Consider the following 20,327-nt stretch of genomic DNA (forward strand, 5'->3'; position numbering starts at 1 on the left):
GCCGGGCTACACAAATTTTTTGGGGCCTCCGGGAACTTTTTACAACGCTTCACGACGCCCTGAAGATCGACAAGGCCCCCGCCACGTTGCGTGGCAGGGGCGTGAGAAGTCGTGGCGCTAAGTCGCGCGGCAGGAGTGGCTAAGCCTTAGTGCTTTTCCTTCGGAAGACCGTACTGCAGGGACAGGCCGGTAACGGACGTCACGAGCAAGACAGCACCCAGGATGATCATCCAGAAGTAGAGGAAGATGATGCCAAGACCCAGCACCGCGATGGAGCCGGTCATGCACAGCGGCCAAATGGAGCTCGGAGAGAAGAAGCCGAGAATACCGGCTCCGTCTTCAGTCTCCGCTTCCTCCCAATCTTCCGGAGTGACGTCAACGCGGTTATCGGTGAAGTGGAGGTAGCCGCCCAGCATGATGCAGAGAAGCATGGCAAGGAGCATGCCAACGATACCGACCCACTCGGCGCCGTACAGGTAGCCATCATCCTTGACGTAGTTAACACCAATGATGTAGACGATGAGCGACACGAAGAGGTAGGTCGCAATTGAGTAAAAGACCTTAGATGTTGCACGCATTGTGTATCAGTTCCTTTTCTTATGCCGCAGACGAGGTGTCAACGAAGTTGTCGGCATCGCGAGTATCGCGCAGCGAGTTGAACGGAGTGGTGGTAACTGCGTAAGGCTCTTCACCAATGTGCTCAAGGGCCTCGGCGTTGGTTGCCTGCGGATTCTCCTCGCGGAACTTGAGGTACTCGTTGAAGTCCGCGCGGTCAACGGTGCGGATCTCGAAGTTCATCATGGAGTGGTAGGTACCGCACATCTCAGCACAGCGGCCGACGAAGGCACCCTTTTCCTCAATCTTCTCAACCTGGAAGCGACGCTCCTGGGAGTTCTTCTCCGGGTGTGCGTAGGCATCGCGCTTAAACAGGAACTCCGGAACCCAGAATGCGTGGGAAACGTCGCCGGAGGCAAGACGGAACTCAATCGGAGTGTCTACCGGGAGAACCAGAACCGGAACCTCTTCGGTGGTACCGACGGTCTCAATCTTGTTGAAGTTGAGGTAGGAAATGTCACCCATGGACTTACCGTGAATCGGGTTGGGGTTCGCAGTACCCTCTGGATCCACAGCAGATTCCTCAGCGAGCTTCTGGCGCTCAGTATCGGCGCCATTGTAATTCTCGCCATCAACCTTGTTCTCGGCGTAACCAAACTTCCAGTTCCACTGGAAAGCAGTCACGTCAACGGTGACCTCAGGGTTCTTATCCAAGGCCGTAACCTTCTGCTGTGCCTGAACCGTGAAGAAGAACAGGCCCATAATGATAAGGATCGGAATGATGGTCAATGCCATCTCCAGCGGCACGTTGTACTGCAGCTGCTTCGGGAACTCGCCCTTGCCAGCCTTCTCGGCCTTCTTCGCGCTCCAACGGAAGATGGCAGTGAGGAAGAGACCCCACATAATAAAGCCGATGATCCATGCAGCAACCCAGACCCAGATCCAGAAGTTGTACATCGAGTGAGCCTCAGGGGTAACACCCTTCGGCCAACCCATACCTAGGAGATTTTCAACGGCCGTCGGCGCTGCGACGTCACAACCTGCCAGAGCTAGACCGCCCAGAGCGATAACGCCCGCCAGGCCTGCCTTACGGCCGAGGTTGCGTTGCTTACGCTGTCCCACGTGTGTTCTGCCTTTCTGTGCACACAAACTTCTCGAATACTCACAGAGCATTCCTACCCAATCAGGATAGAGGATCATGCCTGAATTTCAGACCTTTTCGCTGGACTGATCAGGTGCTAGTTCCGCTCTATAAATAGTGAACGTACGGGATGTTACCGGCCCACCTGCGCAAGGTCACACCAGCTACCCCACCCTCCCCCTTCCGCCTATGACTCAATTCACAAGGCATACTGCTGTACATCATCCGAAAGTTCGCACCCTAACGGGGAACGCGGCGCGGGGTTCGCAGATCGCCCAACTCCAGCCGTAAAGTGTGTCGAGGATAGACCTTGATATATAAGGAGAAGCAAGTTTATGTGCGGACTCTGCGCGCTGCTCAGCGCCGATCGCAACGCCGCCCAACACGTGGAGGCACTCGAGCAGTCCCTCCAGTGCATGCGCCATCGCGGCCCCGACGCTGCTGGTACTTGGCATGACGATGATGCGGCTTTTGGTTTTAACCGCCTGTCCATCATCGACCTCGAGCACTCCCACCAGCCGCTGCGTTGGGGTCCCGAAGACAACCCGCAGCGCTACGCTCTCACCTTCAACGGCGAGATTTATAACTACGTCGAGCTGCGCGAAGAGCTCATCGCCGCCGGCTACACCTTTAACACCGAGGGCGATGGTGAGCCCATCGTCGTCGGCTACCACCACTGGGGCAAGGACGTAGTAGAGCACCTACGCGGCATGTTTGGTTTCGTCATCTGGGACACCGAAACGCGCACGATGTTTGCCGCTCGAGACCAGTTCGGCATCAAGCCCCTCTATTACGCCACCACGGCTGCCGGCACGGTGTTCGCCTCCGAGATGAAGTGCATCCTCTCGATGGCCAATTCGCTAGGTCTAGATCTCAGCCTTGATAAGCACGCCATCGAGCACTACACCGACCTGCAGTACGTGCCGGAACCGGAATCCCTCCACGCCAATATTCGCCGCGTCGAGTCGGGTTGCACCGTTACTCTTCGTCCCGGCAAAAAAGTCGTGTCCGAGCGCTACTTCAAGCCTCGCTTCCCTATTCAGCCCGTTAAGCAGGGCGAAGAGCAAAAGCTCTTCGACAAGATTGCACGGGCGTTGGAGGATAGCGTCGAGAAGCACATGCGTGCCGATGTAACCGTAGGTTCCTTCCTGTCCGGCGGCATTGACTCCACTGCCATTGCGGCCTTGGCCAAGCGCCACAATCCGAACCTGCTCACCTTCACTACTGGCTTCGAGCGGGAAGGCTATTCCGAGGTGGATGTCGCCGCCGAGTCTGCCGAGGCAATCGGTGTGGAGCACATCGTCAAAATTGTCTCCCCCGAGGAGTACGCCGACGCCGTCCCGAAGATCATGTGGTACCTGGACAATCCCGTTGCCGATCCTTCCCTCGTGCCGCTGTACTTCGTTGCCCAGGAGGCCCGCAAACACGTCAAGGTGGTACTTTCCGGCGAAGGCGCAGACGAGCTCTTTGGTGGCTACACCATTTACAAGGAACCGCTCTCACTGGCTCCGTTTGAGAAGATTCCTTCCCCACTGCGCCGCGGCTTGGGCAAGCTCTCGCAGGTGCTCCCCGAAGGAATGAAGGGCAAGTCCCTACTCAACCGCGGTTCCATGACCATGGAGGAGCGCTACTACGGAAATGCTCGTTCCTTCAACTTCGAGCAGCTCCAGCGCGTCCTGCCCTGGGCTAAACAGGAATGGGACCACCGCGAGGTGACCGCGCCGATTTATGCGCAGTCTCAGGACTTCGACCCCGTAGCCCGCATGCAGCACCTCGACCTCTTTACGTGGATGCGCGGCGATATCCTGGTCAAGGCCGACAAGATGAACATGGCCAACTCGCTCGAGCTGCGCGTGCCCTTCCTTGACAAGGAAGTGTTTAAGGTCGCGGAGACCATCCCCTATGACCTCAAGATTTCGCACGGCACCACCAAGTACGCGCTGCGCAAGGCCATGGAGCAGATCGTCCCGCCGCACGTGCTGCACCGCAAGAAGCTTGGCTTCCCAGTTCCCATGCGCCACTGGCTGGCCGGCGATGAACTCTACGGTTGGGCCCAAGATCAGATCACGGAGTCCCAGACCGAGGACATCTTCAACAAGAAGGAAGTACTGGAGATGCTCAAGGAACACCGCGACGGAGTATCCGATCACTCGCGCCGCCTGTGGACGGTTCTGTCCTTCATGATCTGGCACGGCATCTTCGTGGAAGAGCGCATCGACCCCAAGATTGAGCAGCGCGATTATCCCGTGAAGCTCTAGAGTCACCCACCCTCTTCTGTCCAACTTCCAGAAGTAGGAAACGGTACCGGGAACCCGGTACCGAGAAGATTGAAGAATAAAAAGCGAAGCCCTCGCCACATGGCGAGGGCTTCGGCATATCGTCTATGTGACTTTAATTGAAGGAGTCACCGCAAGCGCAGGAACCGCCAGCGTTGGGGTTATCGATGGTAAAACCCTGTGCCTCAATGGTGTCGGAGAAATCAATCTTGGCACCGGTGAGGTACGGGATGGACATCTTGTCTACGACGAGGTTAACGCCGCCGATGGTGTCCACCTTGTCACCATCCAGAGTGCGGTCATCGAAGTAGAGCTGGTAGCGCAGGCCAGCGCAGCCACCCGGCTGGACGGCGATGCGCAGCGAGAGATCATCGCGGCCTTCCTGCTCAAGCAAGGACTTTGCCTTGGCAGCAGCGGCCTCGGTCAGGATAACTCCGGTTGCAGACGCGGGAGCGGTCATGGTTTCTCCTCTTATATTTACGGAATTTTCTGGAGCCCACCCTACCCCCTCACAGGAGAGGAAGAAAGGATGCCTCGCAGTCGAACAGTGTCGTGTTCCCCTTCCTCAACGCCGGCTCCCGCGGGCCTATTCCCAGTATGTCCGTGCGACCTTGTACGCTAAACAGCGTGAAACTTCCGTGGCAAAAAGATGACAAGACCTCTTCACCCGCCGAACAAACCCCGGCGCCGGAAGAGCAACCCGCCGCCGAGAAACCGCACCGCAAGGGCTACACGCCGCCGAAGGGCCGGCCCACGCCCAAGCGCGATGCGCAAGAAATCGCCCGCGGCGTCAAGCGCGATCCCCGAGGAATGTCGGAGGCGCAGCGCTACCAGCACCGCAAGGAGCTTAAGGCTTCCATGTCCAAGGCGGAGTGGAAGGAATACAAGCGCAAGGAGCGCCAAGAATCCCGCGAGCGCAACAAGGTGGCACAGGAGCGCATGGCCGCTGGCGACGAGCGCTACCTTCTCGCCCGCGATAAGGGCGAGGTCCGCCGCTACGTGCGCGATTGGGTAGATTCCCGTCGCTTCATTAACGAGTGGGTCATGCCTTTTGCCATCGTGCTGCTGGTGCTCATGTTCGTCAGCACCCGGGATCCGCGCCTGTCCCAGATCATTTCTATCGGCGCCATGGCGGTCATCGTGGTCTTCGCGGTCGAGGGCTTCTGGCTCGCGCGCAAGTGCAATAACGCCGTACGCCTCAAGTTCCCCGGCACCACCGAGGCCGGTTTTGGCCTAGGCTTCTACGCGTACTCCCGCGCCTCCCAGCCGCGTAAGTGGCGCACCCCGCGCCCGCAGGTGGAGCGCGGAGCCACCGTCTAGACCGGAGGACACATGCCTGAATTCACCGCCGTTCCCCAGCTTCGCCCTTCAACCGCAGCACAACCAAACCGCGTGGCAGAGATTGCGGCGTGGTTGGCGGCAGCCCAGGATTCTCAGCAGGCTAAGCCCCTTCAGCGCCCTCGCGCCATTGTCTTTCTCAGAAATCCCGCTATCGCGGTGGACACGACCGATTCCGGCGCGCTCACGCAACAATCCCCTGCTGATGAGGAACGGTGGCGCGATCACCTCTTCAGCGCTGCGCAGCGCGCAGGGGCAGGCATAGACTTCGTCGAGTGCACCAGCGCAGAGTCCACCAGCCCTGAGCCTGGCGCCTCCTCCGCCGCCATGACCCCTGCGGAGTTCGAATCCTTCATCGATGTGGGCATGGCCACCGCAGATCGCGAGATCGATTCCGGTTCGGATCTACTCATAGCGTCGGCTCGTGGCATCGATGACGCGACCGTCGCCGCAAGCCTTATGGGCCGGATTACCCACACTGAACCGGTGGCCATCGTGGGGACGAATACGCTCGCCAGCGGTATTACGGATGCACAGTGGAAGACACGAGTGAGCATTGTCCGTGATTGCATGTTCCGCGCCCGCAACCTGGAGGGCTGGGAAGTTGTGCAGACCATCGGCACCCCGAGTGTGGCAGCACTAGTGGGTTTCATCGCCCAAGCCACGGCGCGGCGGACGCCGGTGCTTATCGACGGCCCCCTGGCCGCCACCGCCGCCGTCCTCGCCGAGCGCAGTGCCCCCGGTGTGAAAGGCTGGCTGCGCGCGGGAAGCACGACCCCCGAACCGGCGTATGCCCTCGCTCTCAAGGAGCTCGGGATTGAACCGCTGCTCGATTTGAATCTAAGCGAAGGTTTCCCCCTCGGCGCGCTCGCGGCCCTGCCGCTGGTGCAGCTGGCCGCCGAGCTTGCCTAAGCGAATTGCGCTCTAAGCCTCCACCAGCGTGTGCAGCCAGCCGTGGGTATCCTCAACGGACCCGCGCTGGATACCGGTGAGGCGCTCACGCAAAGCCATCGTCGTGGCCCCTGCCTCATCGTTGTTGATGTGGAAGTCAGTATCGGTGCCCATGACGTGGCCCACCGGGGTAATGACGGCAGCGGTACCGCAGGCAAAGGCCTCCACCATCGCACCGGAGGCAACGTCGTGCTCCCACTCCTTGTAGGTGATGCGACGCTCTTCGACCTTCAAGCCCATATCTTCGGCCACCTGCAGCAGGGACTTGCGGGTAATGCCCGGAAGCAGCGATCCCGACAACGCCGGGGTTACCAGAGTCTGGTTGCCCTCTTCGCCGTAGACGAAGGCCAAGTTCATGCCACCCATCTCCTCGATGTAGGTGCGGTCGATGGCGTCCAGCCACACCACCTGGTCGCAGCCCTTTTCCGCTGCCTGCGCCTGAGCGAGCAGGGAGGCCGCGTAGTTGCCGGCGAACTTGGCCGCACCCGTACCGCCGGGGGCGGCGCGAACATAGTCGGTGGACAGCCAGACGGACACCGGCTTGATACCACCGGAGAAATACGCGCCGGCCGGGGAGGCAATGACGACATAGCGATAGGAGTGCGCCGGGTGCACGCCCAGGGACACATCGGTAGCGATCATGAAGGGGCGGAAGTACAGGGCAGCCTCGCCACCGGCTTCGGGGACCCAGGCCTGGTCGACGGCGACAAGCTGGCGCAGCGACTCAATGAACTCCTCTTCCGGCAACTGCGGCATGGCCATGCGCTCCGCGGAAGCCTGCAGACGCTGCGCGTTCTGCTCCGGGCGGAAAGTGGCGATGCTGCCATCGGGCTGGCGGTAGGCCTTGATGCCCTCGAAGATAGCCTGGCCGTAATGGAAGACGGTGGACGCTGGATCCATGCTGAACGGCGCGTAGGGGCGCACCTGCGCGTCGTGCCATCCCTTGTCCTCGGTCCAGTCAATCGTCACCATATGGTCGGTGAAGTATTTGCCAAAGCCCGGGTTAGCCAAAATCTCCTGCAGGCGCTCCGGGGAGGTGGGGTTTTCAGTTCGCGTCACGGTGTAATTCAACATGTTTCATAGCGTACTCCCCCAACACCTATAGATATGCAGAAATGCCCTAGCGGCGTAGTCACCCCTTGAGCGCATCGCCCCTGACGCGTCCCACATCATGGACACGGGTAGGGTGTGAGGAGTATCCCATTGTCACTTTTCTCAAGGAGGACATCGTGGCTTCTACCACGTTCGAATTGCCCGCACGCGGCTCTTTCCCCACCGTTGAGCTGGCCAAGAAGGCCCCCAAGCAGGCGGACGCCCTGTTGATCGCAACCTTTGCTGGCGAGGATGGGCTCGAGGTGCCGGGTACCTCCCTGCTCGGCTCCTCGGCGCTGCGCTCGACGTATGAGGCCCTCACCGCAGTGGGGGCGACGGGCAAGGCTGGGGAAATCGTGAAGGTCCCCGCCCCGCAGAAGGCGGGCGCCGCACAGGTCATCGCGCTGGGTTTGGGCGGCGTCGAGGAACTCGACGATGAAGCACTGCGCCGCGCCGCGGGCAGCGCCGCCCGTGCCACGACTGGCGTGGGCACCATCGTGACCACCCTCGCGGACTTCGGTGTGAGCGCCGCCGTCGAAGGCCTCATCCTTGGCGGCTACGCCTACCGCGGCATCCGCTCCACCGAGCTCACTAAGAAGGAACAGCCGGCAACCTTCGTCGTCGTGGCTGATAAGTCCGCCTCCGAGGAGTTCGAGGCCGCTCGCACCGTGGCAGAGTCTGTCTTGTTCACCCGTGACTTGGTGAATACCCCGGCGAACGAGCTCTACCCGGAGTCCTACGCCGCCATCATTTCCAGCCAGGCCAAGGAAGCCGGGCTTGACGTCGAGGTGCTCGATGAAAAGCAGCTGGCAAAGCAGGGCTTCGGTGGCATCTTGGCTGTGGGTAAGGGCTCGGCCCGCCCGCCGCGCCTGGTGCGCCTGAGCTGGAAGCCCAAGAAGGCCAAGAAGCACGTGGCTCTTGTGGGCAAGGGCATCACCTTCGATACCGGCGGTATTTCCTTGAAGCCGGGCAACGGTATGTGGGACATGATCTCGGACATGGGTGGCTCGGCTGCCATGGCGGCCACCATTATCGCGGCTGCCAAGCTAAAGCTGCCGGTCCAGATCACCGCTACCCTGCCGCTGGCTGAGAACATGCCGGGCTCTGGCGCCACCCGCCCGGGCGATGTCATTACCCACTACGGTGGCCTGACCTCAGAGGTGCTCAACACCGACGCCGAGGGCCGCCTCGTGCTTTCCGACGCCATTGCGCGCGCCAGCGAGGACAAGCCCGACTACCTCATCGAGACCGCCACTCTTACGGGCGCACAGATCGTGGCGCTGGGCTCTCGCACCGCGGGCGTTATGGGCTCCGAGGTCTTCCGCGATCGCATCGCCGAAATCGGCCGCGAGGTGGGCGAAAACGCGTGGGCCATGCCGCTGCTGGAGGAGCACGACGAGGAGATTAAGTCCCAGGCCGCAGACATCCGCAACATCAACGCCAAGCGCGAGGGCGGCATGGAGTTCGCCGGCACCTACCTAAAGCAGTTCGTAGGCGAAGGCATCGAGTGGGCACACATCGATATCGCCGGCCCCTCCTGGAACGGTTCCGCTCCGCGCGGCTACACCCCGAAGCGCGCCACCGGCATACCGGTGCGCACCGTGGTGGCAACGCTGCGCGAGATCTCCGAGTCCTAATCTCGTGTGGGCGGCTTCAATTCGGCCCCTCGTGTGAGCGGCTTCAGGCCGCTCACACCTCTTCGCCGGCGATGACGTAGTCCTCCTTGTCCGCCAGCGGGAGGACGGTGCCGTCGGACATCGCGCGGTCGGTGACGACCCCGTTATCGTCGACAAGCGCCACCTCGTTGCCGCCCTCACGCAGCCGGCGCAGGCCTTCCTTGAGCATGCGCCGGCCCACCGTGTGCAGGCCGGAAACCTGCGAGAAGTCCAGCGCTAGGCGCTTGCCAGAGAATTGGCGCTCCTCCAGCTCGTGGAGGATGGCTTCCGTAGCGGTGAAATTGATGTGGCCCTGCAGGCGGATGATGGCCGTATCATCATCTTCATCGACGCTGCGCACCGGGTGCACGCCGAAGCGGTTCTCCGTGGACATCAGGTGCAGGCCCATGTCCGAGGAAAGCTCGCGGAAAATCGCGGTGCCGCGCACGCTATTGCCCTGTTCATCGAGGCGCGGCGAGAACGTCGCCACACCAATCTGCCCCGGCAGCGTACCAATGAGCCCGCCGGCCACACCCGACTTAGCGGGGATTCCCACTTCCGCCATCCACCGCCCGGCGCCGTCATACATGCCACAGGAACTCATCACTGCCAAGGTCATGCGGCACACGTCGGCGTCCAGAATCTTCTCCCCCGTCACCGGCTGGCGCCCGCCATTGGCCAAGGTCGCGGTCATGACGGCGAGGTCACGCACGTCGACCGACAGCGCGCACTGCGAGGTGTAGGACAGAACTGCGTCGTGGGCATCGTCCTGAATGATCTCATAAGAACGCAGCATGTGCGCGAGCGAAAGGTTTCGTTCGGCGTGCTCGAGCTCGGAGTCACACAGGCGCTTATCGACGTCTACCTCGCGCCCCGCCAGCTGCGAGACGAAGCTACGTATCTTTTCCACGCGGTCCTCCACGGAGGAATCCACACCGTTGATGAGCTGGTTGACCACAATGGCGCCGGCGTTAATCATCGGGTTTACCGGACGGTGGTCTTTGGCTAGGGAAAGCTCGTTGAAAGCCTGCCCAGAGGGCTCGAGGCCGACGACATCACGCACCGCATCTAAGCCCAACTCACTCAAAGCAAGCGCGTAGACGAAGGGCTTTGAGATGGACTGGATGGTAAAGCGGTTCTCCGCATCGCCAGCGCTGTACAGGTGCCCCGTCACAGAGCACAGGGCTACGCCGAGTTGGTCAGGGTTTGCGCTGGCCAGCTCTGGGATATAGTCCGCGACCTCGCCGGAATCGTGGTCGTGAACGCGGTCGAGGATTTTTTGTAGATAAAAAGGAATCGGTGATTTCATCGGCATCCAGCCTATAGAATTACCGCGTATGAAGCCTGCACTCATCATCGTTGACGTCCAACATGACTTCTGCCCTGGCGGCGCACTTGCCACCAAAAAAGGCAACGAGGTGGCTGACCGTATCGGCGCCCTTCAGCCCAGCTATGACACCGTCGTGGCTACCCAGGACTGGCACATCGATCCGGGCAGCCACTTCTCCGAATCGCCCGACTTCGTCGATTCCTGGCCAGTGCACTGCGTTGCTGATTCATTTGGTGCCGCCATGCACGAATCCATCGGCGCCGCCCAAGCCTACTTCCGCAAAGGCGAATACACCGCTGCGTATTCCGGGTTCGAAGGCGCGGCCGATGGTGTGTCATTGGCAGACTGGTTGCGTGAGCACAACATCACCGCCGTGGACATCGTTGGCATCGCCACCGATCACTGCGTGCGGGCCACGGCGCTCGACGCAGTTAAGGAAGGCTTCGCCGTCCGCGTTCTGGCACACTACTGCGCGCCTGTCGATGAGTCCCGTGGCGCCGCCGCGCTTGCCGAGCTCGCGGATGCGGGCGCAACCATCGTGAAGGACTAGTCCTTATTCTGCTGCTGGCGCTGCTCAAAGCGCTCGCGGCGTTCACGTTGCTCTTCCCTCTTGCGCAGGATGCGCTCGCGTTCAATGCGCTCGCGCATGCGCTGCGGATAGCCGGTCTCCTCGACGTCATAGACATCGCATCGAAGCAGCTTGGCTACCGCATCGATCCCTTTCGGCCCGCCGATACGGCGGCGGATGAAGGCGCCGTTCTCATCAACTACGACCACGGACATCTCGTTGACCACGGTTTCCGGCTCAACGAAGGCCTCGATATATGCGCGTCCCTGTGCCCAGGTTTGAAGCTCCCGGGCGTCTTCTGCGCGAATCGTCTCCCCCGGTGCGCGGGGCGGGCGCAGCTGGGACTTAGAGCTGTTGCGGCGGAAGGGGTTGAACATGGCTCTTTAGCCTACCGGAGGCATCCTTGAGCCCCTTCGTGCGGAGGATGCCCTAATTCACCCCACCCGTGCGCGCCTTTTATAAACACGCTGTAGAATCGAACACTAGCGTTTCAATAATTCCAACTTTCGAGGAGTCTTAATACTTATGGCACACTCTGTTGTGATGCCCGAACTGGGCGAATCTGTAACCGAAGGCACGATTACCCAGTGGCTGAAGTCCGTCGGCGACACCGTTGAGGTCGACGAGCCTTTGCTCGAGGTCTCCACCGACAAGGTCGACACCGAAATCCCGTCCCCGGTCGCCGGCACCATCCTCGAAATCAAGGCAGAGGAAGATGACACCGTAGACGTGGGCGAGGTCATCGCCATCATCGGTGACGAGGGCGAGTCCGCACCGGCTGCTGAGGAGTCGGAGGATTCCTCCGAGAAGGCCGAGGAGACTCCGGACAAGCCTGCTGAGGACGCTGAGTCCGAGGCCCCTGCTGCTTCTGGTGACGCCACCGACGTAGAGATGCCGGAGCTCGGTGAGTCCGTCACCGAGGGCACCATCACCCAGTGGCTGAAGTCCGTCGGCGACACCGTCGAGGTCGACGAACCACTCCTCGAGGTCTCCACCGACAAGGTCGACACCGAAATCCCGTCCCCAGTCGCCGGCACCCTCGTTGAAATCCTCGCCGAGGAAGACGACACCGTCGACGTCGGCGCCGTCATCGCCCGCATCGGCGACGGCTCCGCCGCCGCTTCCGAGAAGCCTGCCGCCAAGGAAGAAAAGGCCGAGAAGAAGGAAGAGCCGAAGGCAGAGGAAAAGGCCGAGGAAAAGGCCGAGGAGAAGTCCGAGGCTCCTGCTGCTTCTGGTGATGCCACCGACGTAGAGATGCCGGAACTCGGTGAGTCCGTCACCGAGGGCACCATCACCCAGTGGCTGAAGTCCGTCGGCGACACCGTCGAGGTCGACGAACCACTCCTCGAGGTCTCCACCGACAAGGTCGACACCGAAATCCCGTCCCCAGTCGCCGGCACCCTCGTTGAAATCCTCGCCGAGGAAGACGACACCGTCGACGTCGGCGCCGTCATCGCCCGCATCGGCGACGGCTCCGCCGCCCCGGCCAAGGAAGAAAAGGCCGAGAAGAAGGAAGAGCCGAAGGCAGAGGAAAAGGCCGACAAGAAGGCCGAGGAGAAGTCCGAGGCCAAGGCTGAGAAGAAGGACGAGAAGCCGGCCGCGTCCGCTGAGCCGAAGGCTTCCGAGACCTCTACGAAGGTCAATAACGGTGACAACGTCCCGTACGTCACTCCGCTGGTACGCAAGCTGGCTGAGAAGCACGGCGTGGATCTCTCCACCGTCTCTGGCACCGGTGTTGGCGGCCGCATCCGCAAGCAGGACGTGCTGGCCGCTGCTGGCGAGGGTGAGGCACCGGCTTCCTCCGCTAAGGCAGCTTCCAGCAGCCCGCGTGCTCGCTGGTCCACCAAGTCCGTGGATCCGGAGAAGCAGGAGCTCATCGGCACCACCCAGAAGGTCAACCGTATCCGCGAGATCACGGCGTCCAAGATGGTTGAGGCCCTCCAGATCTCCGCTCAGCTGACCCACGTCCAGGAAGTCGATATGACTGCCATCTGGGATATGCGCAAGCAGTCCAAGCAGGCGTTCATTGACAAGTACGAGGCCAACCTCTCCTTCCTGCCGTTCATCGTGAAGGCAACCGTTGAGGCACTGGTGTCCCACCCGAACGTCAACGCTTCCTACAACCCGGAGACCAAGGAGATGACCTACCACGCTGACGTCAACGTGGCCATCGCCGTAGACACCCCGAAGGGCCTGCTCACCCCGGTCATCCACAAGGCTCAGGAGCTGACGCTTCCGGAGATCGCTCAGAAGATCGCCGAGCTGGCTGACAAGGCACGCAACAACAAGCTCAAGCCGAACGATTTGACCGGTGCAACCTTCACCGTGACCAACATTGGCTCCGAGGGCGCCCTGCTGGATACCCCGATTCTGGTTCCGCCGCAGGCCGGCATCCTGGGCACCGCCGCTATTACCAAGCGCGCGGTTGTCGTCACCGAGGACGGCCAGGACGCCATCGCTATCCGCCAGATGTGCTACCTGCCGTTCACCTACGACCACCAGGTGGTCGACGGTGCCGACGCTGGTCGCTTCATCACGACCATCAAGGACCGCCTCGAAACTGCAGATTTCGAAGCCGACCTTGACCTCTAAGGCTTCGAAGCCCTCTAAGCCCTAGGCTTGCTCCCCCGCCACTGCGGCGGGGGAGCCTCGTCGTTTTCGCCCTGCTTTCCTCCATCCCACAAACACAGCTCGGTGACATCGCTCAGAGGAACCGCTACCCCTCCAAAACTGACGAAGTTTCCTTCAGATCCTCAGAGATCGGCGCCAACTTTGTCAGTTAGGCGCGTTTTCTTTATCCGTCTTGTCACCAAGACCCGACACCTGTGACTCAGCACACTAGACTGTGCTGCATGGTTTCGCAAAAGTGGTTTCGCGTCGCACTCGGTATGTTCCTCGTCGCCTGCGGCGCCAATCTCTTCGCCCCCATGGTCGTGGTCTACCAACTCACCACCAACCTGGGGGTTCTGCAGACAACCTTCCTCTTTGGCATCTATGCCCTCGGCATCATGGTCGCTCTATTCATCGGTGGTCCGCTTTCGGATTCGCTAGGGCGCCGCGCCATCATGCGCCCAGCTGTCCTCACCACCACCGTCGGTTCCCTCGTTTTCCTTAGCGGCGCAGGCGGCGCCTTCTTCCCCTTGTTGATCGGCCGCCTGTGCGCCGGTGCCGCCGTGGGCCTCGCCATGTCTTCCGGCGCAGCCTGGATCAAGGAGCTCAGCACACACCTGAGTGTTGGGGCCAAGCGTTCCTCCATAGCCCTGTCGGCCGGTTTCGCATCAGCACCCGGCGTGGCTGGTATCGCCGCCGAGTTCCTCCCCTGGCCCACCGTTGTGCCTTATCTTTTGCATATCGGCCTAGCACTCATCGTAGTCCCACTCGTGTGGACGGTGCCGGAACCGAGATCTACACAGTCAGCTTCGAGTCGCCATTCTTTTGTCCCGACCAGCCTGATTACTCCCCGCTACTTACCGGTAGTGGCCTACGCACCATGGGTCTTCGGCTCCGCCACCACCGCCTTCGTATTCCTGCCCGCGCAGCTCAGCGAGCACCTACGCCACCCCGTTCTTGTCGCCGGCCTGTGCGCGCTTCTCACCATGGGCAGCGGCGTGGTTATCCAGCAACTGGCTGGCCGCATCCGCGTGACCTCGTTCCACGGCATGGCGCTGGCCGCAGTAGGAATGGCACTGTGCCTCGCCGTCCTCGCTGCGGCTCATCATGGTTGGGCAGTTTTTCTCCTGCCTATCGCGGCCATCATCATGGGCAGCTCCTATGGAATCGGCATGCTCAGCGGACTCGCGGAGACCCAAGCCATCGCCGACGCAGAGGAGCTCGGCGCAGCGACGGGGGTGTTTTATTCACTGACCTATCTGGGTTTCTTTGCGCCTTTCATCCTGTCACTTTTGGGCCCTGCCGTTGGCTATTCCACGGCCTTCGTCATCGGCCTCACCGTCGCGGTAGCGACCGCCGTAGCGCTGCGCCTCCATGTCAGGGGTAACCGGGGCTAATGTCATGGCCTACGCCTTATACTTGGGGCAGTTTAGGTCACACAATCTAACGCCACAAAGGAGATAAAACACATGGATTTCATCTCTCGCCACCTCGGCCCCGATGCGGCCGAGCGTGAGACGATGCTCAAGGCAGTGGGCTACGACAGCGTGGAGGCACTCGTCGATGCCGCCCTGCCCACCTCCATCCGCGCCACCGAGGCGCTGAACCTCCCGGAGGCTTTGAGCGAAGATGACGCGCAGGCGAAGCTCCGCGAGTACGCCTCCCAGAACGTCGTGCTGAAGTCCTTTTACGGCCAGGGTTATTCCGATACCCTCACCCCGGCGGTCATCCGCCGCGGGCTGCTGGAGGATGCCGGCTGGTACACCGCATACACGCCCTACCAGCCGGAGATTTCCCAGGGCCGCCTCGAAGCCCTGCTCAATTTCCAGACCATGATTGAGTCCCTGACCGGTCTTCCCATCGCGAACGCCTCGCTTCTCGACGAAGCCTCCGCCACCGCCGAAGCCGTCGGCCTCATGGCCCGCGCGGTGAAGAAGGGCCGCCGCGTGCTGCTCGATTCCCGCCTTCACCCGCAGGTTCTCGCCGTCGCTGCCGAGCGTGCCCGAGCCATCGAGCTCGAGGTCGAGATTGCTGATGTCCGCGATGGCATCGTCGGCGAAGACCTCGTCGGCGCCGTTCTGGCTTACACCGGAACCGAGGGTGATATCGTCGACCCCCGCGCTGCCATCGAAGAGCTCCACACCCGCGGCGCTCTTGCCGCCGTCGTGGCTGACCCCCTGTCGCTGCTTCTCTTGGAAGCCCCCGGTGAGATGGGCGCGGACGTGGTCCTCGGTTCCTCGCAGCGCTTCGGCGTGCCGCTCTTCTTCGGCGGCCCGCACGCGGCCTTCATGTCTGTTACGGACAAGCTCAAGCGCCAGCTGCCGGGCCGCATCGTGGGTGTGTCGAAGGACGCCGCCGGCCGCCCCGCCTACCGCCTCGCACTGCAGACTCGTGAGCAGCACATCCGCCGCGAGCGCGCGACCTCCAACATCTGCACCGCCCAGGCACTTCTGGCCAACGTGGCCTCCATGTACGCGGTGTACCACGGGCCTGAGGGCCTCAAGGCCATCGCGCAACGCGTCCACGACCGCGCTTCTGCTTTCGCTGCGGCAGTCACCGGCGCGGGCAAGAAGATTGCCTCCCGCGAGTTCTTTGACACCGTAACCGTCACCGGCGTGGATGCCGCCGCCATCAAGACCCAGCTTCAGGAGCAGGGCTACCTGGTGCGCGCCATCGGCACGGACAAAATCTCGGTCTCCTTCGGCGAATCCGCGACCAACGAGGATGTCAACATCCTCGCCGGCGCCTTCGGCGCCGAGTCCTCCGCTAACTCCGAGCCGGCCGCGTCTGGCTCCTTCGAGATTCCGTCCTCCGTCCAGCGCGCCGAGGCCCCGCTGCAGCACGAGATCTTCAACTCCATCCACTCCGAGACCCAGATGCTGCGCTACCTGCGCACCTTGGCGGATAAGGACCTGGCCCTGGACCGCACGATGATCCCTCTGGGCTCGTGCACGATGAAGCTCAACCCCACCGCCGCGATGGAGCCCATCTCCTGGCCGGAATTCGCCGGCATCCACCCGTATGCCCCGGAGGAGACCACCGCGGGCTGGCGCGCGCTGATCGACGAACTCGAGTCCTGGCTCGCCGAGATTACCGGCTACGCCCAGGTCTCCATCCAGCCCAACGCCGGCTCCCAGGGCGAGCTGGCCGGCCTTCTGGCCATTCGCCACTACCACGTGGCCAACGGCGATCACGGCCGCGATGTCATCCTCATCCCGGCCTCCGCGCACGGCACCAATGCGGCCTCAGCCACCTTGGCCAACCTGCGCGTCGTCGTGGTCAAGACCGCCGACGATGGCTCGATTGACCTCGCCGACCTCGACGCCAAGATTGAGCAGCATGGCGAGCACATCGCCGGCATCATGATTACCTACCCCTCCACCCACGGCGTCTTCGACCCCGAGGTGCGCGAGGTCTGCGACAAGGTCCACGCGGCCGGCGGCCAGGTCTACATCGACGGCGCCAACATGAACGCGCTAGCCGGTTGGGCCCGTCCGGGTGCCTTCGGCGGCGATGTGTCCCACCTGAACCTGCACAAGACCTTCACCATCCCGCACGGCGGCGGTGGCCCGGGTGTGGGCCCGGTGGGCGTCGCCAAGCACTTGGTGCCCTTCCTGCCGGCCGATGCCAACGACCCCAAACTGGATCCCTCGCAACCGACTGCGGAGACCACCGGCGTGCCGTCCACCGCATCGCGCTACGGTTCCGCCGGCGTGCTGCCAATTTCCTGGTCCTACCTGGCCATGATTGGCGCCCAAGGACTCACGGAGGCCACGAGCCACGCCATCCTCGGCGCAAACTACCTGGCACAGAGCCTGAAGGATTCCTTCCCTGTGCTCTACACGGGCAATGCCGGCCTCGTGGCTCACGAGTGCATCTTTGACCTGCGCGAGCTGACCGACGCCTCCGGCGTCACCGCCGCTGACGTGGCCAAGCGCCTCGTGGACTACGGCTTCCACGCGCCGACCCTCTCCTTCCCGGTGGCCGGCACCCTCATGGTGGAGCCCACCGAGTCTGAAGACCTGGGTGAGCTGGACCGCTTCATCGAGGCCATGCGCTCCATCCGCGCCGAAATCCAGGAGATCATCGACGGCCAGGTGGCCTACGAGGACTCCGTCATCCACCATGCTCCGTTCACCGCCGAATCCGTCGCGGCCGACGAGTGGGACTTCACCTTCACCCGCCAGCAGGCCGCCTACCCGGTGACCTCGCTGCGCGCCAACAAGTACTTCCCGCCGGTGCGCCGCATCGACGAGGCTTATGGTGACCGCAACCTGGTGTGCACCTGCCCGCCGCCAGAGGCTTTTGACTACTCCGACGACAACCAGGAGGTTTAATCAATGACTGACTACCTGCACTCCCCGCTGCACGCTGAGCACGAGAAGCTCGGCGCCACTTTCACGCCCTTCGGGCCGTGGGAGATGCCGCTGAAATATGACAACGAGCTTGAGGAGCACCGCGCGGTGCGCGGAGCCGCCGGCCTCTTCGACCTGTCCCACATGGGTGAAATCTGGGTCAACGGCCCGGACGCCGCCGAGTTCCTGTCCTACTGCTTCATCTCCAACTTGGTTCCCCTCAAGGTGGGCAAGGCAAAGTACTCCATGATCTGCGCCGAGGATGGCGGCATCATGGATGACCTCATCACCTACCGCTTGGAGGAGACCAAGTTCCTCGTCGTGCCGAATGCTGGCAACGCCGATACCGTGTGGGAGGCTCTCAACGAGCGCGCCGAGGGCTTCGACGTGGACCTGAAGAACGAGTCCCGCGATGTGGCCATGATTGCTGTCCAGGGCCCGAAGGCGCTGGAGATTCTCGTCCCGCTGGTGGAGGACACCAAGCAGCAGGCCGTGATGGACCTGCCCTACTATGCCGCAATGACCGGCAAGGTGGCGCGCAAGTACGCTTTCATCTGCCGTACCGGCTACACCGGCGAGGACGGCTTCGAGCTCATCGTCTACAACTCCGATGCCCCGGAGCTGTGGGAAGAGCTGCTCAAGGCCGGCGAAGAATACGGTATTAAGCCTTGCGGCCTGGCTGCGCGCGACTCGCTGCGCTTGGAGGCCGGCATGCCGCTCTACGGCAACGAGCTCACCCGCGACATCACTCCGGTCGAGGCCGGTATGTCCCGCGCCTTTGCCAAGAAGGAGCAGGACTTCGTGGGTGCAAAGGTGCTGCGCCAGCGCGCCGAAGAAGGCCCGCAGGCCGTTATTACCGGCCTGGTTTCCTCGCAGCGCCGCGCCGCCCGCGCCGGAGCGGCGGTCTTCGTTGGTGAGAACAAGGTGGGCACGGTGACCTCCGGCCAGCCCTCCCCCACCCTGGGCCACCCTGTCGCGCTCGCGCTCATCGATACCGCCGCAGGCTTGGAGGCTGGCGACGCCGTGGAGATCGACATCCGCGGCAAGCGCTACCCCTTCGAAGTGTCCGCGCTGCCCTTCTACAAGCGCGAGAAGTAAACTCCACTACTGAATCCATCTACCGAAAGGACATCCCTTCTCATGGCTAATCTTCCTTCCGATTTTTCTTACTCCGAGGACCACGAGTGGATTAACGCAGCTGCTGATTCCGTCGTCGGTTCCACCGTCCGCGTCGGCATCACCTCCGTGGCCACCGACCGCCTGGGGGAGGTCGTCTTCGCCGAGCTGCCGGCCGTGGGCGATACCGTCGAGCACGGCGAGACCTGTGGCGAGGTGGAGTCCACCAAGTCCGTGTCTGACCTCTACTCCCCGGTCACCGGTACCGTGACCGCCGTCAACGAGGGTGTGCACGATGACTACGCCGTCATCAACAACGATCCCTTCGGTGAGGGCTGGCTCTTCGAGGTCGAGGTCACCGAAGCCGGCGAGCTGATGACCGCTGAGGAGTACGCCTCCGCCAACGGCGTGGCCTAAATCTGCGCCTGAACAGCACGCATTCAGCCCTTGTCTGGCTGAATCTTCGCGGGGACTAGCATGGGTATCCATGACTGCTCCCCGCGAACCTTTCTTTCCCGCCAACCGCTCTATTCGCGCTTCCGACGAGCCACTGGAGATCCGCCGCTTGGGCCGCATGGGCTACCAAGAGGCCTGGGATCTCCAGGCCGAGCTCGCCGCAGCGCGGGCGGCGGGCACGCAGGGTGATGTCATCCTCGTGGTTGAGCACCCCAACGTCTACACCGCCGGCAAGCGCACGCAGCCGGAGGATATGCCCGATAACGGCCTGCCGGTCATTGACGTCGACCGCGGCGGGCGCATTACCTGGCACGGCGAGGGCCAGCTGGTGGTCTACCCCATTATCAAGCTGGCGGAACCGGTGGACGTCGTGGACTATGTTCGCCGCCTCGAGGAGGCCATCATCCAAGCCGTCCGCGAACTCGGAGTGAGCACCGCCGGGCGCATCGACGGCCGCTCTGGCGTGTGGGTTCCGTCCACCACCCGCGCCGCCGACCCGGCCGCTCCGAGGCGCGACCGCAAGCTGGGGGCGCTAGGCATCCGCGTTACCCGCGGCGTGACCATGCACGGCCTAGCGCTCAATTGCACCAATACCCTGGAATACTACGAGCACATCGTGGCCTGCGGTATCGACGATGCCGACGTGTCAACCCTCTCGCTGGAGCTTGGCCGCGAGGTCACCATCCAGGAAGCGGAAGCGCCGCTTCTCGACGCCCTCCTCAAAGCCCTCTCCGGCGAACTCACCGTGGCCGACCACACCTTCGCCTCGGCGCCTGATCCCATCAAGGTGGCCAACGAGAAGGCACGCCAAGCCCGCAAAGCAGCAGAGGGAAAGTAGAAGATACCCTCGGTGGAATAAACCCGGCTCTCGCAGGACTTGTATT

17 protein-coding genes are annotated in these 20,327 nt (G+C 62.3%); 11 read left to right on the forward strand and 6 right to left on the reverse strand.

The features are described from left to right. Nucleotides 1-146: 146 nt before the first annotated feature. The gene (locus R3O64_RS08810) at nt 147-578 is read right to left on the reverse strand and encodes a cytochrome c oxidase subunit 4 (protein ID WP_070519802.1); all 432 of its coding nucleotides are present in this window, start codon (nt 576-578) and stop codon (nt 147-149) included. 19 nt (nt 579-597) lie between these two features. Then, nucleotides 598-1,677, reverse strand: a complete 1,080-nt coding sequence (locus R3O64_RS08815) for a cytochrome c oxidase subunit II (protein ID WP_070519800.1) — start codon at nt 1,675-1,677, stop codon at nt 598-600. Between the two features lie 354 nt (nt 1,678-2,031). Here R3O64_RS08815 and asnB point away from each other — a divergent pair, with 354 nt between their 5' ends. Further along, nucleotides 2,032-3,954 (forward strand): asparagine synthase (glutamine-hydrolyzing), encoded by a 1,923-nt coding sequence (gene asnB, locus R3O64_RS08820; RefSeq protein WP_339016707.1) that lies wholly within the window; start codon nt 2,032-2,034, stop codon nt 3,952-3,954. A 133-nt stretch (nt 3,955-4,087) separates the two neighbouring features. On the opposite strand, the gene R3O64_RS08825 is transcribed toward asnB, so the two are convergent. Next, nucleotides 4,088-4,432 (reverse strand): HesB/IscA family protein, encoded by a 345-nt coding sequence (locus R3O64_RS08825; RefSeq protein ID WP_070512402.1) that lies wholly within the window; start codon nt 4,430-4,432, stop codon nt 4,088-4,090. Between the two features lie 167 nt (nt 4,433-4,599). On the opposite strand from R3O64_RS08825, the gene R3O64_RS08830 reads away from it, so the two are divergent. Both R3O64_RS08830 and R3O64_RS08835 read left to right on the forward strand, forming a co-directional pair. Further along, nucleotides 4,600-5,292, forward strand: coding sequence for a DUF3043 domain-containing protein (locus R3O64_RS08830; protein ID WP_339016708.1), 693 nt, complete (start codon nt 4,600-4,602; stop codon nt 5,290-5,292). 12 nt (nt 5,293-5,304) lie between these two features. Beyond that, entirely contained in the window at nt 5,305-6,222 is a 918-nt protein-coding gene (locus tag R3O64_RS08835; RefSeq protein WP_339016709.1) for a nicotinate-nucleotide--dimethylbenzimidazole phosphoribosyltransferase, read from the forward strand. Nucleotides 6,223-6,234: 12 nt separating this feature from the next. Here the strand turns inward: R3O64_RS08835 and R3O64_RS08840 are convergent, their stop codons facing one another. Beyond that, nucleotides 6,235-7,335 carry a branched-chain amino acid aminotransferase gene (locus R3O64_RS08840; protein WP_070533369.1) on the reverse strand — a complete coding sequence of 367 codons (1,101 nt, stop codon included), beginning with the start codon at nt 7,333-7,335 and terminating at the stop codon, nt 6,235-6,237. Between the two features lie 155 nt (nt 7,336-7,490). Here R3O64_RS08840 and R3O64_RS08845 point away from each other — a divergent pair, with 155 nt between their 5' ends. Then, complete coding sequence (locus R3O64_RS08845) at nt 7,491-8,990, forward strand: leucyl aminopeptidase (protein ID WP_339016710.1); 1,500 nt, start codon at nt 7,491-7,493, stop codon at nt 8,988-8,990. Nucleotides 8,991-9,042: 52 nt separating this feature from the next. Here R3O64_RS08845 and R3O64_RS08850 read toward each other — a convergent pair whose 3' ends face one another. Beyond that, nucleotides 9,043-10,317 (reverse strand): glutaminase, encoded by a 1,275-nt coding sequence (locus tag R3O64_RS08850; RefSeq protein WP_339016711.1) that lies wholly within the window; start codon nt 10,315-10,317, stop codon nt 9,043-9,045. A gap of 28 nt (nt 10,318-10,345) precedes the next feature. Here R3O64_RS08850 and R3O64_RS08855 point away from each other — a divergent pair, with 28 nt between their 5' ends. Continuing rightward, nucleotides 10,346-10,888, forward strand: a complete 543-nt coding sequence (locus R3O64_RS08855; protein ID WP_070565428.1) for an isochorismatase family protein — start codon at nt 10,346-10,348, stop codon at nt 10,886-10,888. On the opposite strand, the gene R3O64_RS08860 is transcribed toward R3O64_RS08855, so the two are convergent. Beyond that, nucleotides 10,885-11,283 carry an oxidoreductase gene (locus R3O64_RS08860; RefSeq protein WP_070519782.1) on the reverse strand — a complete coding sequence of 133 codons (399 nt, stop codon included), beginning with the start codon at nt 11,281-11,283 and terminating at the stop codon, nt 10,885-10,887. The two genes, R3O64_RS08855 and R3O64_RS08860, sit on opposite strands and share 4 nt — an antisense overlap. A 148-nt stretch (nt 11,284-11,431) precedes the next feature. On the opposite strand from R3O64_RS08860, the gene sucB reads away from it, so the two are divergent. The 6 genes from sucB to lipB all read left to right on the forward strand — a co-directional run bounded on the left by sucB (nt 11,432) and on the right by lipB (nt 20,281). Then, on the forward strand, nt 11,432-13,498 hold the full coding sequence (sucB, locus tag R3O64_RS08865; RefSeq protein WP_250224743.1) for a 2-oxoglutarate dehydrogenase, E2 component, dihydrolipoamide succinyltransferase: 2,067 nt from the start codon (nt 11,432-11,434) through the stop codon (nt 13,496-13,498). A gap of 260 nt (nt 13,499-13,758) precedes the next feature. Then, nucleotides 13,759-14,913: an MFS transporter gene (locus R3O64_RS08870; RefSeq protein WP_339016712.1), complete on the forward strand. Its 1,155-nt coding sequence runs from the start codon at nt 13,759-13,761 to the stop codon at nt 14,911-14,913. A 72-nt stretch (nt 14,914-14,985) separates the two neighbouring features. Next, nucleotides 14,986-17,853 carry an aminomethyl-transferring glycine dehydrogenase gene (gene gcvP, locus R3O64_RS08875; protein WP_339016713.1) on the forward strand — a complete coding sequence of 956 codons (2,868 nt, stop codon included), beginning with the start codon at nt 14,986-14,988 and terminating at the stop codon, nt 17,851-17,853. Between the two features lie 3 nt (nt 17,854-17,856). Next, on the forward strand, nt 17,857-18,969 hold the full coding sequence (gene gcvT / locus R3O64_RS08880; protein ID WP_339016714.1) for a glycine cleavage system aminomethyltransferase GcvT: 1,113 nt from the start codon (nt 17,857-17,859) through the stop codon (nt 18,967-18,969). 42 nt (nt 18,970-19,011) lie between these two features. After that, a complete protein-coding gene (gcvH, locus tag R3O64_RS08885; RefSeq protein WP_070562740.1) occupies nt 19,012-19,404 on the forward strand; it encodes a glycine cleavage system protein GcvH in 393 nt (130 codons plus the stop codon). A 70-nt stretch (nt 19,405-19,474) separates the two neighbouring features. Next, a complete protein-coding gene (gene lipB / locus R3O64_RS08890) occupies nt 19,475-20,281 on the forward strand; it encodes a lipoyl(octanoyl) transferase LipB (RefSeq protein WP_144675306.1) in 807 nt (268 codons plus the stop codon). Nucleotides 20,282-20,327: the final 46 nt, after the last annotated feature.

The sequence above is a fragment of the Corynebacterium hesseae genome, from assembly GCF_037850265.1.
In the GTDB taxonomy this organism is placed as follows: domain Bacteria; phylum Actinomycetota; class Actinomycetes; order Mycobacteriales; family Mycobacteriaceae; genus Corynebacterium; species Corynebacterium hesseae.

Bases quoted from the DNA above. Each gene is read 5' to 3' on its own strand.
- R3O64_RS08810 (WP_070519802.1), bottom strand. From the start codon at position 578: ATGCGTGCAACATCTAAGGTCTTTTACTCAATTGCGACCTACCTCTTC.
- asnB (WP_339016707.1), top strand. From the start codon at position 2,032: ATGTGCGGACTCTGCGCGCTGCTCAGCGCCGATCGCAACGCCGCCCAA.
- R3O64_RS08825 (WP_070512402.1), bottom strand. From the start codon at position 4,432: ATGACCGCTCCCGCGTCTGCAACCGGAGTTATCCTGACCGAGGCCGCT.
- R3O64_RS08835 (WP_339016709.1), top strand. From the start codon at position 5,305: ATGCCTGAATTCACCGCCGTTCCCCAGCTTCGCCCTTCAACCGCAGCA.
- R3O64_RS08840 (WP_070533369.1), bottom strand. From the start codon at position 7,335: ATGTTGAATTACACCGTGACGCGAACTGAAAACCCCACCTCCCCGGAG.
- R3O64_RS08850 (WP_339016711.1), bottom strand. From the start codon at position 10,317: ATGAAATCACCGATTCCTTTTTATCTACAAAAAATCCTCGACCGCGTT.
- R3O64_RS08855 (WP_070565428.1), top strand. From the start codon at position 10,346: ATGAAGCCTGCACTCATCATCGTTGACGTCCAACATGACTTCTGCCCT.
- R3O64_RS08860 (WP_070519782.1), bottom strand. From the start codon at position 11,283: ATGTTCAACCCCTTCCGCCGCAACAGCTCTAAGTCCCAGCTGCGCCCG.
- sucB (WP_250224743.1), top strand. From the start codon at position 11,432: ATGGCACACTCTGTTGTGATGCCCGAACTGGGCGAATCTGTAACCGAA.
- R3O64_RS08870 (WP_339016712.1), top strand. From the start codon at position 13,759: ATGGTTTCGCAAAAGTGGTTTCGCGTCGCACTCGGTATGTTCCTCGTC.
- gcvP (WP_339016713.1), top strand. From the start codon at position 14,986: ATGGATTTCATCTCTCGCCACCTCGGCCCCGATGCGGCCGAGCGTGAG.
- gcvT (WP_339016714.1), top strand. From the start codon at position 17,857: ATGACTGACTACCTGCACTCCCCGCTGCACGCTGAGCACGAGAAGCTC.
- gcvH (WP_070562740.1), top strand. From the start codon at position 19,012: ATGGCTAATCTTCCTTCCGATTTTTCTTACTCCGAGGACCACGAGTGG.
- lipB (WP_144675306.1), top strand. From the start codon at position 19,475: ATGACTGCTCCCCGCGAACCTTTCTTTCCCGCCAACCGCTCTATTCGC.